10 protein-coding genes are annotated in these 12,944 nt (G+C 72.7%); 5 read left to right on the plus strand and 5 right to left on the minus strand.

The window, feature by feature from the left end:
• Nucleotides 1-64: 64 nt before the first annotated feature.
• Entirely contained in the window at nucleotides 65-2,368 is a 2,304-nt protein-coding gene (locus JJJ15_RS01040; RefSeq protein WP_106109148.1) for an MMPL family transporter, read from the plus strand.
• A gap of 92 nt (nucleotides 2,369-2,460) precedes the next feature.
• On the opposite strand, the gene JJJ15_RS01045 is transcribed toward JJJ15_RS01040, so the two are convergent.
• The gene (locus JJJ15_RS01045) at nucleotides 2,461-3,078 is read right to left on the minus strand and encodes an L-threonylcarbamoyladenylate synthase (protein ID WP_106109149.1); all 618 of its coding nucleotides are present in this window, start codon (nucleotides 3,076-3,078) and stop codon (nucleotides 2,461-2,463) included.
• Between the two features lie 59 nt (nucleotides 3,079-3,137).
• Nucleotides 3,138-3,719, minus strand: a complete 582-nt coding sequence (locus JJJ15_RS01050) for a TetR/AcrR family transcriptional regulator (protein ID WP_200511143.1) — start codon at nucleotides 3,717-3,719, stop codon at nucleotides 3,138-3,140.
• A gap of 28 nt (nucleotides 3,720-3,747) precedes the next feature.
• On the opposite strand from JJJ15_RS01050, the gene JJJ15_RS01055 reads away from it, so the two are divergent.
• The 3 genes from JJJ15_RS01055 (at nucleotide 3,748) to JJJ15_RS01065 (ending at nucleotide 4,981) form a co-directional block, all read left to right on the plus strand.
• The gene (locus JJJ15_RS01055; RefSeq protein ID WP_246742099.1) at nucleotides 3,748-4,287 is read left to right on the plus strand and encodes a hypothetical protein; all 540 of its coding nucleotides are present in this window, start codon (nucleotides 3,748-3,750) and stop codon (nucleotides 4,285-4,287) included.
• 69 nt (nucleotides 4,288-4,356) lie between these two features.
• Complete coding sequence (locus JJJ15_RS01060) at nucleotides 4,357-4,674, plus strand: metalloregulator ArsR/SmtB family transcription factor (protein ID WP_106109151.1); 318 nt, start codon at nucleotides 4,357-4,359, stop codon at nucleotides 4,672-4,674.
• Entirely contained in the window at nucleotides 4,658-4,981 is a 324-nt protein-coding gene (locus JJJ15_RS01065; RefSeq protein ID WP_200511144.1) for a hypothetical protein, read from the plus strand. Before JJJ15_RS01060 ends, JJJ15_RS01065 begins: the two co-directional genes overlap by 17 nt.
• Nucleotides 4,982-5,083: 102 nt before the next feature.
• Here the strand turns inward: JJJ15_RS01065 and aspS are convergent, their stop codons facing one another.
• The 3 genes from aspS to JJJ15_RS12800 all read right to left on the minus strand — a co-directional run bounded on the left by aspS (nucleotide 5,084) and on the right by JJJ15_RS12800 (nucleotide 9,679).
• Nucleotides 5,084-6,880 (minus strand): aspartate--tRNA ligase, encoded by a 1,797-nt coding sequence (aspS, locus tag JJJ15_RS01070; RefSeq protein ID WP_200511145.1) that lies wholly within the window; start codon nucleotides 6,878-6,880, stop codon nucleotides 5,084-5,086.
• Nucleotides 6,881-7,004: 124 nt separating this feature from the next.
• Nucleotides 7,005-7,739 (minus strand): DNA-directed RNA polymerase II, encoded by a 735-nt coding sequence (locus tag JJJ15_RS01075; RefSeq protein ID WP_106109154.1) that lies wholly within the window; start codon nucleotides 7,737-7,739, stop codon nucleotides 7,005-7,007.
• Nucleotides 7,736-9,679, minus strand: coding sequence for a hypothetical protein (locus tag JJJ15_RS12800; RefSeq protein ID WP_246742100.1), 1,944 nt, complete (start codon nucleotides 9,677-9,679; stop codon nucleotides 7,736-7,738). Before JJJ15_RS12800 ends, JJJ15_RS01075 begins: the two co-directional genes overlap by 4 nt.
• Before the next feature lie 704 nt (nucleotides 9,680-10,383).
• On the opposite strand from JJJ15_RS12800, the gene JJJ15_RS01085 reads away from it, so the two are divergent.
• On the plus strand, nucleotides 10,384-12,921 hold the full coding sequence (locus JJJ15_RS01085) for a DEAD/DEAH box helicase (protein WP_200511146.1): 2,538 nt from the start codon (nucleotides 10,384-10,386) through the stop codon (nucleotides 12,919-12,921).
• Nucleotides 12,922-12,944: the final 23 nt, after the last annotated feature.

Consider the following 12,944-nt stretch of genomic DNA (forward strand, 5'->3'; position numbering starts at 1 on the left):
CGCCGCCCCCTCCGTCCCCGGGATGCGGTAAGGAGCAGTGCGACACACGTGGGACAATGGCTGCATGCTGCAGTGGCTCGCTCGACATGTCATTAAGGACGCCTGGATCGTGGTGGGGGCCTGGGCCGCCGTCGCCCTGGTGTGCCTCCTTCTAGCCGGCACGGGGCTGGGCGGCAGGAACCTGTTCGAGCGCCTGAGCCCCGGCGACGCCGCCGTGGAGGGCACACAGAGCGCCCAGGGGCAGCAGGTCCTGGACACCCTGTCGGGTGACGGCACGACGGTGAACCTGCTCATTACCGGGGTGGACATCTCCACCCCCGCCCAGCGGGAGGCGGTGAGCGCCGCCCTGGCCGACGCCCACAAGGACCTGCGCACCATGGTCGGTGACGGGAACGTCCTGGATCCCTTCGTGGTCCCCGGGGGCCTGTCGGAGGCGGCCGCCCAGGTGCTGGCCGCCAAGGACCTGGACGGCTTCCTCATGATCGTGACCGTGGACCCCAACGGCTCCACCGTGCTGTCCAGGAAGGACCGGGGCTACCAGGGCTACATCAAGCAGCGTGACGCCCTCGTCTCCCGGGTGGAGGCCCGCCTGGCCCAGGTACCCGACAGCCTCACCGACGTGGACGCGCGGGCAGCGGGCATTGTCTCGGACCACCGGCTGACGGACGCCGCCGTCAACGACCAGGTGGAGCGTGACCTCCTGCACGGCGAGGCCGTCTCCCTGCCGCTGGCCCTGCTGGTCATGGTGCTGGTCTTCGGCGGCTTCCTGGCGGCGGGGATGCCCCTGATCGGGGCCCTGGCCTCGATCGCCTCGACCCTGGGGGTCCTGTGGGCGCTCAGCCTGGGGACGGACCTGCAGTCCTTCGTGGTCAATATCGTCAGCGTCATCGGCCTGGGGCTGTCCATCGACTACGGCCTGCTCATTACCTCCCGCTACCGGGAGGAGCTGGCCCGGGCCCACGCGGAGTCCCAGATGGCGCCCAGGGGCCAGGGGCGCAGGCAGCGGGCGGGGCGACGCGACCCGGTCATTGTGGACTGCATGACCACGACCCTGCGGACCGCCGGGCGCACCGTCCTCTTCTCCGCCCTGACCGTGGCCGTCTCCATGCTGGGGCTGCTGGTCATGGGGACCTCGATCCTGTACAACATCGGCCTGGCCGGCCTGGCGGTGGTCCTGCTGTCCGTGGCGGCGGCCCTGACCCTGGTGCCCGCCGTCCTGGTCATCTTCGGCCGCCGGATGGTGGGCCCCTCGGTCCTCCAGCGCGTCCCGGGGCTGGGCGCCCTCCAGCGTCGGCTCGGTGACGTCACCAGCCACGACGGCGTCTTCGCGGCCCTGGCACGGCGGGTCCACGCCCGCCCGTGGTACGTCCTGGCCGGGTGCCTGACCTTCCTGGTGGTCCTGTGCCTGCCCCTGGGCGGGCTCCACCTGCTGTCCTCCACCACCGAGCTCCTGCCCGAGGACTCCAGCCAGCGTGAGTACCTTGAGGAGCTGTCGAGGAACTACCCCTCGGCCGCCCAGCAGGACGCGACCCTCATTATGGCGGGCACGGGCGAGTCGGTCACCACCTTTATCAACACCGAGGTTGCCACCGCCCCTGGGGTGACCTCGGTGCTGCGCTCGGCCACGGCCGGGCAATACACGGTGGTCTACCTGGATCTGGAGGGGGATCCCTCCTCCCGGACGGCGGAGGCGGCGGTCAGCGCCCTGCGGGCCCTGACCCCCCCCTACCAGACGTGGGTGACCGGCCAGGCGGCCACCCAGCTGGACTTCCGCGAGACGATCTTCTCAGGGCTGCCCTGGGCGCTGGGCCTGATCGTGGTGTCCACCTTCGTCCTGCTGTTCCTCATGACCGGCTCGGTGCTGGTCCCCCTCAAGGCCCTGGTGGTCAACGCCCTGTCCCTGGCCGCCTCCCTGGGGGTGCTGGCGTGGATCTTCCAGGGCGGGCACGGGGCCCGGCTCCTGGGCTTCACGCCGATGGGCGGGGTGGAGACCTACGTCCTGGTCACCGCCCTGGGGGTGGGCTTCGGCCTGGCCATGGACTACGAGGTCTTCCTGCTGGCCCGGGTCAAGGAGTACTGGGACGAGGGCGAGGGCAACGACGCCGCCGTGGAGAAGGGCCTCCAGCGCTCGGGACGGGTCGTCACCAGCGCGGCCCTCATTATGGTGACGGTGTTCCTGGGCTTTGTCACCGGCGACATGCTGGTCATTAAGGAGCTGGGGGTCGCCATGGCCGTCATTGTGGCCCTGGATGCCACGGTGGTGCGCATGCTCCTGGTCCCGGCGACCATGACCCTGCTGGGCCACTGGAACTGGTGGGCGCCGGCGCGCCTGACCAGTCTCTACGAGAGGTACGGGATCCGGGAATAGCCCCCACCCGGGCAGACGGCGAAGGCCCCGGGCGGCGTCGGGGGCCGGTCCGTCCCGTCCCGCTCGGGCCGGGACGGGACGGCGTGGGCCGCTCAGATGACGGAGGTGTCCCCCGCCCCGGCCCGCAGGATCTCGGGGGCGTCCTCGGTGAGGTCGATGACGGTGGTGGGCTCGGTGGAGCCGACGGGCCCCTCGATGACCACGTCAATGAGGTGTCCCAGCGCCTCCTCGATCTCCCACCCGCTGGACTCGGGCTCGGTGTTGCCCGGGCGGATAAAGGTCGAGGACAGCACCGGGGCGCCGAACTCGGTCACCAGGGCCTGGGTGATGGCGTGGTCGGGGATCCGCAGGCCCAGGGTGTGCCGCTTGGGGTTGAGGGTCATACGGGGCACCTCCTTGGTGCCCTTGAGGATGAAGGTGTAGGGGCCCGGCGTCAGGCGCTTAATGAGGCGGAAGGCGTTGTTGCCCACGATGGCCAGGGAGCCGGCCTGGGCGAAGCTGGCGCAGACGAAGGTGAAGTTGTGCTTGCTGTCGAGCTGGCGGATGGCCCGGATCCGGTCCAGCCCCTCCTTGTTCGCCGGAGCGCAGGCCAGGGCGTAGCCAGAGTCTGTGGGGTAGGCGATGAGCCCGCCGTCACGCAGGGTGTCTACCACCTTGCTGACGAGGCGGGCCTGGGGGTTGAGGGGATGGATCTCGATGTAGCGTGACATGCTCGTATTGTGCCCTGACGCCCTGCGTCCGTCGGTCCGACGCACTGGCGGGGGCCGCCTCAGTCCCCGAGCGCGGCGACGGCGGACGCGGCGGACGCGACGGCGTCGTCGAGCCAGTCGGGGACCTGGCCGCCGACGTAGGGGCGCACCATGCCGTAGGGGCACACCCGTGTGGCCGTGTACAGCAGCGCCTCCCGGCGGGGGTCGAGGGCCCCGTAGCGGCGGCGCGCCAGATCCCGGGTCGCGGCATCGACCTCGTCATTGAGGGTGGCGACCTCCTGGCGCAGGCCCGCCGGGGCGTCCCTCAGCAGCTCGGCGCGGTGGTAGAGGGTCATGCCGTAGGCGTCGACGGGGTTCTCCCGGCAGAAGCGGGGGATGTGGACGGCGGCGGACACGACGGCGTCGGCGGCGGGCTCTGAGCGGCAGGCCTCAAGGAAGCCCGCGTGGAAGCGGCGCACGCAGCGCAGCCACAGCCTGATGAGCAGCTCCTCACGGGAGGCAAAACGGTAGTAGATCGACCCCGTGGGCGCCCCGGCGGTCCGGGCGACCTGCATCACCGTGACATTGTGCCCGTGCTCCAGGAGCGCCTGGGCGGCGGCGTCGAGGAGACCGTCCGTGCTGAACCGTGCCGGTCTTGCCATGGTGGAAGCCTAGCGGTAGCGTGTGGCCATGGGTTTTAGAATCAGTAATCTATTTACTGGGGCGCTCCCCCGCCCGCCCTGGGCCAGGGCCGCCTGCTGGGCCTGCCTGGGGTGCGCCCTGCCCTCGGCGTGCTGGCGGGTGGCCATGATGGCCGGGGCGGACGTGGGCTTCAGGGACGCCTACCGCTATCGGGACAGCACGGGCGGGACCGTCTACGTCCTCGCCCTGGAGGTCATCCAGGTCGGCGCCGCCGTGGCGTGCGTGGGGCTGTGCCGGCCGTGGGGGGAGGTGGTCCCCCGCTGGGTGCCCGGCCTGGGCGGCAGGCCGATCCCCCGCCGCCTGCCCCTGGTGCTGGGAGGGGCCGGCGACGCCCTGCTCTACCTCGTCGTCTACTCGGTCGCGTTCCGCTTTGCCAGGGCGGCCCTGAGCGACCCGCCGGGCTGGACCCCCGCCCAGGGCATGAGCCCGGGCCAGACCTGGGTCCTGGCCCTGGCTTACGCCCCCATGCTGCTGTGGCCGGCGGCCCTGACGGTGGCGCTGGTGGGCTACCGGCGCGGACGGGCGTGACCAAGACCGCCCGAGGGGGAACCGGGACCGCCTTGACTCATCAAGAAGCCTTGATATAAAGTTGCCTTTATGCAAGGAAGGACGGCCGGTCCCCAGGACATAGCGCGCGTCGTCGCGCTGTTCAGGACCCTGGCGCACCCGACCCGGGCGTCCATCGTCCACCGCCTGACCCGCTCGCCCGCGGACGTCACCGAGCTCACCACCATGCTCGGCCTGTCCCAGCCGCTGGTCTCGCACCACCTGCGCCTGCTGCGCGAGGGACACCTCGTCCAGGCTGAGCGCGACGGACGACGCACCACGTACCGCCTTGTTGACGACCACGTCGCGTCAATCCTCCTTGACGCGCTCGGACACACCCAGGAGCACGACCATGACTGCCACCATTGAGCACTGCCCCGCCGAGGCCCACCACCACACCCACGGCCCGGACTGCGGCCACCACGCCATTATCCACGGCAACCACGTGGACTACCTGCACGACGGCCACCTCCACCACGAGGACAACGGCCACTACGACGAGTGCACCACCTGTTCCTGCCCGGACTGCTCGGACTACTGCGCCCTGTGCGAGTGCGAGGACTGCACCTGCCCCACCTGCAACCACAACACCTGCAGCTGCGAGCACTGCTCGGACTCCTGCTCCTCGTGCACCTGCCCCGACTGCACCTGCCCCACCTGCAACCACGCCGTCTGAGACGACGCGACGGGCGGCCCGGGACCTGACGTCCCGGGCCGCCCGTGTACCCGCGCCGCCCCCGGCTCCAGCGCCTGCCCGCGTCCGGTGTCAGCAGGCGCCTCAGGCCTTCGCCGAGGCCGTGTCCCTGGTGGCCTCGGGCACGACGTCGACCCCGGCCTCCTTGCGCTGGAGGGCGGTGATCGGGGCGGGCGCCTCGGTCAGCGGGTCGTAGCCGCCCCCGGACTTGGGGAAGGCGATGACGTCGCGGATGGAGGCCGAGTGGGTGAGCAGGGAGACAATGCGGTCCCAGCCGAAGGCGATGCCCCCGTGGGGCGGGGCACCGAACTTGAAGGCCTCCAGCAGGAAGCCGAACTTCTCGCGGGCCTCGTCCTGGCCGATGCCCATGACCTTGAAGACCCGCTCCTGGACGTCGGCCCGGTGGATACGGATGGAGCCGCCGCCGATCTCGTTGCCGTTGCACACAATGTCGTAGGCGTAGGCCAGGGCGCTGCCCGGGTCGGTGTCAAAGGTCTTCAGGCACTCGGGCTTGGGCGAGGTGAAGGCGTGGTGCACGGCCGTCCAGGCCGACCTGCCCAGGGCCACGTCGCCCTCGGCACGGGCCTCGGCCGACGGCTTGAACAGGGGCGCATCCACCACCCACACGAAGGACCACACGTCGTCGTCAATGAGCCCGCAGCGCCTGCCGATCTCCAGGCGGGCGGCGCCCAGCAGCGCCCGGGAGGCGTCCACGTCGCCCGCGGCGAAGAAGATGCAGTCCCCCGGCTCCGCCCCGGCGGCCGCCGCCAGGCCGGTGCGCTCGGCGTCGGTAATGTTCTTGGCCACCGGGCCGCCCAGCGTCCCGTCCTGGGCGACGGTGACGTAGGCCAGGCCCCTGGCACCGCGCTGCCTGGCCCACTCCTGCCAGGCGTCGAGGGTGCGGCGCGACTGCGAGGCCCCGCCGGGCATGACCACGGCGCCCACGTAGGGGGCCTGGAAGACGCGGAAGGTGGTGGACCTGAAGTAGTCGGTCAGGTCCACCAGCTCGCACCCGAAGCGCAGGTCGGGCTTGTCCGTGCCGTACCGCTCCATGGCGTCGCGGTAGGTCATGCGCGCAATGGGGGTGGGCAGCTCGTAGCCGGTCAGGGCCCAGACCTCGTGCAGCACCTCCTCGGCCACGGCGATGACGTCGTCCTGCTCCACGAAGCTCATCTCCACGTCCAGCTGGGTGAACTCGGGCTGGCGGTCGGCGCGGAAGCCCTCGTCGCGGTAGCAGCGGGCGATCTGGTAGTAGCGCTCCATGCCGGCCACCATGAGCAGCTGCTTGAACAGCTGGGGGCTCTGGGGCAGGGCGTACCAGGACCCCGGCACCAGGCGCGCGGGGACCAGGAAGTCACGGGCCCCCTCGGGGGTGGAGCGGGTCAGGGTCGGGGTCTCGACCTCCACGAAGCCGTGGGCGTCCAGGACCCGGCGCGCGGCCTGGTTGGCCGCCGCGCGCAGGCGCATGGCGTGCTGCATGGGGCTGCGGCGCAGGTCCAGGTAGCGGTAGCGCAGGCGGGCCTCCTCCCCCACCTGGCCGACGTCCTCGGCGTGGTCGGAGACCTGGAAGGGCAGCGGGGCCGCGGGGTTGAGGATCTCGACGTCGGTCACGACGACCTCGACCTCGCCCGTGGGCAGGTTGGGGTTGGCGTTGCCCTCGGGGCGCATCGCCACCTCCCCCGTGACCGCCAGGACGTACTCGGCCCGCAGGTCGTGGGCGACCTCCTCACGGATGACCACCTGGGCGATGCCGGAGGCGTCACGCAGGTCGATAAAGGCCACCCCCCCGTGGTCACGACGGCGGTCCACCCACCCGGTGAGGGTGACGATGCGGCCGATGTCGGAGGTGCGCAGGGAGCCTGCGGTGTGGGTTCGCAGCACGGTGCTGGGTTCCTTCCCGGTACGGGGGCACCGGCCCGGTGCCCGCTCGGGGCGCACCGCGAGACGGGCGGGCGCCGTCGGCCATCCTACGTCCGAGGCCGCCGTCGGCCCGCCGGGTGCCCGCTCAGCTCGGGGTGGCCTCCAGCTGGCTGGAGGAGGCCACCCGCGCCGTGGCCACCAGCCGACGGCGGTGGATGGACACCCCGACCCCCGTCGTCGCCAGGGCCACGGCCACAATGAGGACCGAGGCCCCCACCACCGGGAAGTCGCCCGAGCTGCTGGGCGGGGCCGTGGTCGCGCCCACGGAGGTGCCCGTGGGCGAGGTGCTGGCCCGAGGCGTCGAGGTAGGCGTCGGGGTGGAGGAGGCCACCGGGTTGGCGCCCCCGATCACGGTGACCGCGCCCACGGTGAACAGGGGCGACCTGTTGGTGTAGTCCAGGGTCCGGACCGGCGAGGCGGGCACGTCCTGGCCCGCCGACACGCGGAAGCGCAGCCAGTGCTGTCCCTCGCTGACGTAGGCGGGCAGCTCGAAGGCCCCTGAGGAGGTCCCTGAGGCGGAGACGGTCACCTCCATGACGACCCCGTGGGCGGCGTCGTCCGCGGGGGCCAGGGTGCCGTCGTCAATGAGGACCTGGACGGTGGCGCCGCGGGGGAAGCCGGAGAGGGTGTAGGACAGGGTCCCGCCGGTGGCCACCGTCGAGGGGCTCACCGTCGAGGCGGTCCCGGTCGTGGAGGTCTCCGCGGGGGGCGCCACGACAACCAGTCCCTCGGCCGGGGTCGCGGGAACCGGGACGGGCACCGTGAGGGCGACCAGGAGGACCGGTCCGGTGGCGCGCCGCAGAAGTGCCGACAGTCTCACTGGCGCCTCCCCCGCCTGGGGCGTTCGTGGGCCATGACGGTGAAGGACACCGTGCCCAGGGCCAGGACGCCCCCGGCGGCCACCAGCATCCAGTCCGCCGGCCTGAGGATCTGCCTCTGGGTGGTGTCGGGGCGCACGGTGCGCAGGGAGGCCCCTCCGGTCAGGGGCTGGCTGGCGACGCTGCTCACCTCCAGCTGGGCCCAGCCGAGCAGCTCGTTGTTCCGGTCGGCGACGGCGAGCTGGTAGGTGCCCTCAGGCAGGGAGGAGATGTCCACGGTGACGGAGTTGGTGGAGTCGACCTGGATCCAGCCCGCGCTCACCGACCCGGGGAAGGTGAAGACGGCCACCCAGTCGCCCTCCTTCGCCTTGGAGCGGGGCAGGGTCAGGGTGACGGTGTCGCCGTGGCGCCCCCCGGACAGGGATCCCGCGTTGGAGGAGTCCAGGTCCCCGGCGTCGGTGACCGGAGACTGGGGCACGACGTCGGGACGGACCAGGCGCTCCTGCTCGGGGGCCACCTCGGGCTCCTGGGTCAGGCGGTCCAGGAGCGGGGACAGGACGTCGTCGTCCAGGGACAGGTCGACGGAGTCCGCGTCCTCGTCCCGCCCGTCGCGGGGGGCGGGGTCCGGTTCAGGGTCCGGGGGCGTAACCGGCTCGGGGGGCTGGGACGGCGAGGGCGCGTGGGGCTGGATGGACTGGATGCCGGCGTCGTCCTGGTCCGGTGGGGCGGGCGTGGCCCCCTGGTCCGGGGCGGGCTGGGGCTGCGCGGGCTCCGTGGGGGCCGGCTCCGGCGGGACGGCCGCGCCCGGCCCGGTCGGCTCCGGAACGGGTGCCTGAGTGGGCGCCACGGGGGCAGGTGCCTGGGTGGGCTCCTGGGTGGGCTGGGCCGTCTCGCCGGGGGGCGCCGTCGGGGGCGGGGTGGAGGGGTCGGCCGGGTGGTCGCCGGGGGCCGGGCTGGGCGTGGGCGTCACGCTCGGGGCCGGTGAGGGTGAGGGGGAGGGCGTGGGAGCCGGGCTGGGCGTGGGGGCGGGCACAATGCTCAGGCTGCTCACGTTCGCGGCGTGCCGTCCCCTGACCATGACGTCGAGCTGGTAGGTGCCCACCGAGTCGGGGCCGTCGGGGATGGCCTCGCTCAGGTCCAGGGGGACGGTAAAGCTGCCCTGGTGCACCGGGACGTCGTACAGGAGGGTGCGCGACTCGGTGGGGCGGTCGGTGCGCCGCACCTCCACGCTGATCTCCACGGTCCCGTCCACCGTCACGCCGTCCACGCACAGGCCGGTGGCACGCAGCCACACCCGCCTCGCCGAGAGGTAGCGCGGCTCGCCACCGGGGACGGCGTCAGGCCCCAGGACCAGGGTGGTGAGGGGGTCGGGGCAGCTGGGGGCGGGGTCGGGCTCGGGCTCCGCGGCCTGCTGGGTCCCCCTGACCCGGAAGACGTTGCTGGTCACGCTCGTCGTCCCGCTGGTCAGGGTCAGGGAGAAGAGTCCGGTGGCGGGGTTGGCCCCGGCGGCGGGGTTGGCCCCGGCGGCGGGGTCGGCCAGGTGGCTGCCGTCCAGCAGGCGGCTCAGGGTCAGGCTCCCGTAGCGGCTGCCGTTGGCCCGCAGACGCATGCTCCAGCCCAGGGGGTAGGGGGTCACCGCCCCCGTGGCGGGGTCAATGGCGTTGAGGGTGACCGACGGCGCCTTGAGGGTCGCCCCGTGGGAGTCGCACCACCCGCCCGTGCTCAGCCAGAGCGACCCGGCGGGGTCGTAGGTGGGGATCACCTCGTCAGCGGCCCGGGTGGCGTCGGGCTGGAGGACGGTCAGGTTCGGCACGCACCGGCTCGCTATGTCCTGTATGCCGTCGGCCCCGGAGGTCCTGACGGGGGTGTCCCAGGAGTCGCTGACGACCATGACGGTGCCGGGCACCGCCCACGCGGCGGCAGGCAGGAGCACTGTCGTCACCGCGGTCACCACAGCGGTGCGCCGCACGGGGCGCGGCGCGCGACTGGCAGCATGACGAGGGCGGTAGGGGGTCATCGACAGCCTTCGGACGAGGGGAAGCGGGGTGTGGGTAGAAGGTGCACGTTCCTCGTGACCACGTTGGCCCGGAGAGGTACACACCTGCCCACTGTACCGACTTTACCGGCCCGAGCGCACCTTCGCCGCGCCAGAACGGGTCCGGACCGCTCACAGTAACGGGCTCCCGGCCGCCCACGCCCCCTGGGGGCCGCCTTCTTCCCACCTGCCTGACGGCTCCTGTCAGCGGCGGCCGCCCACGCCCTTGGCTGCCTGCGTAGCGCCCGGGGTCGTCCCCCCACCTATCGCCCCCTGGGGGCCGCCGCCCACCTGCCGCGAGCTGCTGCGGCTCGAGAGACACCTCACCGTGTGATGTGGTGCGCGCGGGGGCCCGGCGGGTAGCGGCATCGGCTAGCCTCATGGGCAGGAGCGAACCGTATCCGACCCCGTTCGGGGCTGCCAGGGACTTCCCGGGCAGTACTCCCGTAAGTCTGTGCGTACAGCCTGTCAGCCACCAGCCCCAGGACACCTGGGAGCCGGTGCGTGGCGAGTGTGGTGGGTGGTGCGGCAAGAGTGGAGCGCAACCTGCCCTCCCCCACACTCCGCGTCGGCCCCGCAGGTACTTCAGGGGCCAGATCTGGGATAACTCCATGAGCAATGACACCAACGCGTCCGAGCCCCTGAGCCTGGACGCTCTCTTCAACGCCGAGACCGCGGGCCAGGAGCCCGCTGCCGCCGAGGAGCAGACCGAGCGGGCCGAGCAGACTGAGCGGGCCGAGCCCCTGGCCGTCCCCCACTCCTCGCCCGGCTCCCCCGAGGACTTCGCCTCCCCCGCCTCCTCCGACTCCCCCGAGGACCCCGAGGACGTGGAGCACGAGGACGAGGACGACGACGTCGAGCGCGACGTGCCCGAGGCCGACCCGGAGGACGACTCCGGGGACGACGCCGACGAGGGCGACACCCAGACCGTCGAGGACGACGTCGACGGCCACGCCCCCTTCCTGGACTCCGGGGACGATGCCGACGAGCCCGGTGAGGCCGAGACCACCTTCGCCGACCTCGGCCTGCCCGCGGACCTGCTCAAGGCCGTGACCGACATGGGCTTCGTGACCCCCACCGCGATCCAGAAGGAGGCCATCCCGGTCCTCCTGGCCGGGCGCGACGTGGTGGGCGTGGCCCAGACCGGTACCGGTAAGACCGCCGCCTTCGGGCTGCCGCTGCTCGACGCCGTGGACGCCCGCGAGGGCGTCGTCCAGGCCCTGGTCCTGGCCCCCACCCGCGAGCTCGCCCTCCAGAGCGCTGACGCCATTACCGACATGGCCCACCGCTCCCGCGGCCTGGAGGTCGTCGCCGTCTACGGCGGCGCCCCCTACGGCCCGCAGATCGGTGCGCTGCGCGACGGGGCCCAGGTGGTGGTGGGCACCCCCGGCCGCATTATCGACCTCATTGACAAGGGCGCCCTGAGCCTGGACTCGGTGCGCTACTTCGTGCTGGACGAGGCCGACGAGATGCTGCGCATGGGCTTCGCCGAGGACGTGGAGACCATTGCCTCCTCCCTGCCCGAGGAGCGTCGCACGGCCCTGTTCTCCGCCACCATGCCGCCCGCGATCCAGGCCGTCGCCCGTCAGCACCTGACCGAGCCGGTCCAGATCGAGGTCTCCCCCCAGGCCTCCACGGTGGACACCGTCCACCAGACCTACGCCGTGGTGCCCTTCCGCCACAAGATCGGTGCGGTCTCCCGGGTCCTGGCCGTCACCGAGGCCCAGGCCGCCATTGTGTTCGTGCGCACCAAGTCCACGGCCGAGGACGTGGCCCTCGAGCTGGCCGGCCGGGGCATCCAGGCCGCCGCCATCTCCGGGGACGTCCCCCAGCGTGAGCGTGAGCGCCTGGTCGAGCGCCTGCGCGCCGGCACCCTGGACGTGCTGGTGGCCACCGACGTGGCCGCCCGCGGCCTGGACGTGGACCGTATCGGCCTGGTGGTCAACTTCGACGTCCCCCGCGAGGCCGAGGCCTACGTGCACCGCATTGGGCGTACCGGGCGCGCCGGGCGCCACGGGGAGGCCGTGACCTTCCTGACCCCCAAGGAGAAGTCCAAGCTCCGCCAGATCGAGCGCCTGACCGGCACCCGCCTGGAGGAGATCACCCTGCCCTCCCCCGCCGACGTCTCCTCGCACCGTGCCACCCAGCTCCTGGAGCGGGCCGCCTCGCGCTACGAGCGCGGTCGGCTGGGGATGTACACCTCCCTGGTGGACGACAAGGCCAGGGAGCTGGACGTGAGCGTCGGGGACCTGGCCGCCACCCTGCTGGCGCTGGCCGTGGGCGACGAGGGCCCGCAGCGGCGTGAGGGCGAGTCCTCCCGGGGCCGCGAGCGCCGTGAGGTCACCGTGGACGACGAGGGCAGCTTCGTGTCGGCCTCCTTCGAGGGCGGCCGGGACGGCGCCCGGCGGGGCCGCCAGGAGCGTGGTGGCAACCGGGGCGGGCGCCGCCAGCAGCACGACGGCCCGGGGACCGTCTACCGCGTCGAGGTCGGTCACCGTGACCGTGTCATGCCCGGCGCGATCGTGGGCGCGATCGCCAACGAGGCCGGTATCCCCGGTTCCGAGATCGGTAAGATCGATATCCTCCAGTCCTTCTCCCTGGTGACCGTCTACGCCCCGCTGAGCGAGAGCCAGCTGGAGTCCCTCAGGCACGCGACCTTTGCCGGCCGGGAGCTGCGCATGCGCCTGGACGACGGGCCCGGCCACGGCTGGGGCGGTTCGCGTGACGACCGTGGCGGGCGTGACGGCCAGTGGGACCGCCGCGGCCCGCGCCGGGACTACGACGACCGTGGTGGGCGTCGTTTCGAGCGTGACGGCGACCGCGGGGACCGTGGCTTCCGCGGGCGTGAGGACCGTGGTGAGCGCGGCTTCCGCGGGCGCGACGGCGACCGGGGCGGCTTCCGCGGCGGGCGTGACGGCCAGTGGCAGGACCGCCGCGGCCCGCGCCGGGACTACGACGACCGTGGTGGGCGTCGTTTCGAGCGTGACGGCGACCGTGGTGAGCGCGGCTTCCGCGGGCGTGAGGACCGTGGTGAGCGCGGCTTCCGCGGGCGCGACGGCGACCGGGGCGGCTTCCACGGCGGGCGTGACGGCCAGTGGCAGGACCGCCGCGGCCCGCGCCGGGAGGACCGGGACGGCCGCTCCTACTGAGGCGTCCTGTTACTAGAGGACGT

Source organism: Actinomyces sp. HMT897, from assembly GCF_016626125.1.
Lineage (GTDB): Bacteria > Actinomycetota > Actinomycetes > Actinomycetales > Actinomycetaceae > Actinomyces.

Excerpts from the sequence above, each read along its gene's own strand:
- JJJ15_RS01040 (WP_106109148.1), top strand. The coding sequence starts at position 65 with ATGCTGCAGTGGCTCGCTCGACATGTCATTAAGGACGCCTGGATCGTG.
- JJJ15_RS01060 (WP_106109151.1), top strand. The coding sequence starts at position 4,357 with ATGCAAGGAAGGACGGCCGGTCCCCAGGACATAGCGCGCGTCGTCGCG.
- JJJ15_RS01045 (WP_106109149.1), bottom strand. The coding sequence starts at position 3,078 with ATGTCACGCTACATCGAGATCCATCCCCTCAACCCCCAGGCCCGCCTC.
- JJJ15_RS01050 (WP_200511143.1), bottom strand. The coding sequence starts at position 3,719 with ATGGCAAGACCGGCACGGTTCAGCACGGACGGTCTCCTCGACGCCGCC.
- JJJ15_RS01055 (WP_246742099.1), top strand. The coding sequence starts at position 3,748 with ATGGGTTTTAGAATCAGTAATCTATTTACTGGGGCGCTCCCCCGCCCG.
- JJJ15_RS01065 (WP_200511144.1), top strand. The coding sequence starts at position 4,658 with ATGACTGCCACCATTGAGCACTGCCCCGCCGAGGCCCACCACCACACC.
- JJJ15_RS01085 (WP_200511146.1), top strand. The coding sequence starts at position 10,384 with ATGAGCAATGACACCAACGCGTCCGAGCCCCTGAGCCTGGACGCTCTC.